A 2,338-nucleotide genomic window follows, 5' to 3' on the forward strand; every position below is an offset into this window, starting at 1 on the left:
CGCCTCTCCGATACCCTCAATGAAGTGGGCGCCATGTCGGAGGCGATCGGTTCGGCTTCCGAACAGGTGGCGGCTACCGCCAACTCCCTCTCCCAAACCGCCTCGGAGCTGGCCTCCAGCGTCGAGCAGACCAGCGCCTCGGTTGAAGAGATGGCCGCTACCGTGAGCCAGAACGCCGATAACGCCAAGGTGACCGAAAATATCTCCACCAAGGCCGCCAGCAGTGCCACCGACAGTGGCAAGGCGGTCGGTGAGATGGTGCATGCCATGAAGGAGATCGCCTCCCGCATCACGGTGATCAACGACATCGCCAATAAAACCGATCTGCTGGCCATCAATGCCGCCATCGAAGCGGCACGGGCCGGTGAACACGGCAAAGGGTTTGCCACCGTGGCGGCCGAGGTCAGAAAACTGGCTGAACGCTCGCAAAATGCCGCCAAAGAGATTGGCGAGCTGGCCAGTCGTTCGGTCAGCGTGGCTGAACAGGCGGGCACCTTGCTGCGTGAGATGCTGCCCGGCATCGATCAGACCGCCACCCTGGTGCAAGAAATTGCCTCTGCCTCTCGCGAGCAGCGGGCCAGCGTCTCCCAAATCAATATTGCGGTGACCCAGATCAGCGATGGCATGCAGGCCTCTGCCGCCTCTGCCGAGGAGCTGAGCTCCACCTCCGAAGAGCTGAGTTCCACTGCGCTGCAACTGCAGGAGCTGATGCAGCAGTTCACCCTGAGGGGAGGCAACAGTCGTCAGCCACAGCCATTCCACGGTTCACACTATGTGGCCAAACCCGTGAGCCCGAAAAAGAGTGCCCTGAACCAACATCCACACCTGCACCACGACGAGGATCTGGAGCGGGAAGTCGATGATGGCAAGTTCACCAACTACTAGGAGCCGGCATATGCGCACCAAACTTGCTCCTGAGGCCACCACCTCCCACTTCCACTGCGTGACCTTCATGCTGGGGGGGGAGTTATATGGGGTCGATATCGGCTGCATCCGTGAAATCATCGAGTTCGAGGGGATGACCCCGGTGCCCATGATGCCGCGCTTCGTCAGGGGGATCATCAATCTGCGGGGAGCTGTGGTACCCGTTATCGACCTCTCTATCCGCTTTGGCCGGGCCCAGACCGAGCTCAAACCGACCACCTGTGTGGCAATCCTGTCGCTGGCCAACAGCAGTGGCGAAGAGCAGGAGATCGGCATGCTGCTCGATGCGGTGTGTGAAGTGCTGGAGATCGCCACCGACACCATAGAGCCCGCCCCGACATTTGGTGCCCATATCCGGGGAGACTTCATTCAGGGGGTGGTCACCATCGCACAGCAGTTCGCCATTCTGCTCGACATGCACAAGGCCCTCTCCATTGCCGAGCTCAGCGCCATGGCAGAGGCGACAACCAGCCAGCTGTTCAATACCGAGTCAGGGGGATGCTAATGGCATCACCCATCCCTCCTGAACAGGGGCCGATCCTCAGCCAAAAGGAGTTCGATCTATTCCGGCGCTTTATTCTGACCACCGCCGGTATCGATCTTGCTCCCTGCAAGCGGGCGCTGGTGCAATCCCGGCTGGCCAAGCGGCTGCGCGCCCTTAATCTCGTCAGTTACTACAGCTATTGGGAACGGATCAACCAGCCGCAAGACGTCAATGAGCGCCAGATCGCCATCAATCTGCTCTCCACCAACGAAACCTACTTTTTTCGCGAGGCGCAGCACTTCAGCTGGCTGAAACAGTATGCCGAGCAATTGCAGGCAAGCCGTCACCAGCCAATACGGATCTGGTCTGCCGCCTGCTCCACCGGCGAGGAGGCTTATTCCGCCGCCATGGTGCTGGCTGAACAGCTCGGCCTCAACGAGCGCTGGAAGATCTACGCCACCGACATCAACACCCGGGTGATCCCCTTTGCCCAGCGCGCCATCTACGCCGTTGAGCGGGCCCAACATGTCCCCCCCCATCTCTGGATGCGCTACTTTCAGCGCGGCCATGATGAGTACACCGGCAAGGTACGAGTGCGCCCCGAATTAGCCAGAAAGGTCTCGTTTTCCAACCTCAATCTACTCAATTGCGGCAACTTTACCGAGCGTGATTTTGACGTCATCTTCCTGCGCAACGTGCTGATCTACTTTAACGAAACCACCAAGGCACAGGTTCTCTCCCAACTGTGCGATCTGCTCAAACCCGGTGGCTATCTGCTGGTCGGCCACTCGGAGATCATCCGTCAACAGGGTCTGCCGCTGGAGCAAGAGGCACCCTCCCGCTATCGCTGCCAACCCCAGTCATTCAAGGATAAACTATGACCATACGGGTATTGATCGTTGACGACTCGGCGTTGGTGCGTGAAGTGCT

3 protein-coding genes are annotated in these 2,338 nt (G+C 59.4%); all 3 read left to right on the top strand.

Features of this window, described 5'->3' with window-relative positions; all coding sequences use genetic code 11:
• Positions 1 to 885: methyl-accepting chemotaxis protein (locus tag AACS18_RS10185; protein ID WP_258228695.1), on the top strand; the 885-nt coding region annotated here is incomplete at its 5' end.
• A gap of 10 nt (positions 886 to 895) precedes the next feature.
• Positions 896 to 1,429, top strand: coding sequence for a chemotaxis protein CheW (locus AACS18_RS10190; protein ID WP_108612262.1), 534 nt, complete (start codon positions 896 to 898; stop codon positions 1,427 to 1,429).
• Positions 1,429 to 2,289 carry a CheR family methyltransferase gene (locus tag AACS18_RS10195; protein ID WP_108612263.1) on the top strand — a complete coding sequence of 287 codons (861 nt, stop codon included), beginning with the start codon at positions 1,429 to 1,431 and terminating at the stop codon, positions 2,287 to 2,289. The genes AACS18_RS10190 and AACS18_RS10195 overlap by 1 nt, the downstream gene beginning before the upstream one ends.
• Positions 2,290 to 2,338 lie beyond the last annotated feature (49 nt).

Source organism: Aeromonas sp. HMWF015 (assembly GCF_963878965.1).
Classification (GTDB): domain Bacteria; phylum Pseudomonadota; class Gammaproteobacteria; order Enterobacterales; family Aeromonadaceae; genus Aeromonas; species Aeromonas veronii.

Bases quoted from the DNA above. Each gene is read 5' to 3' on its own strand.
- AACS18_RS10195 (WP_108612263.1), top strand. From the start codon at position 1,429: ATGGCATCACCCATCCCTCCTGAACAGGGGCCGATCCTCAGCCAAAAG.
- AACS18_RS10190 (WP_108612262.1), top strand. From the start codon at position 896: ATGCGCACCAAACTTGCTCCTGAGGCCACCACCTCCCACTTCCACTGC.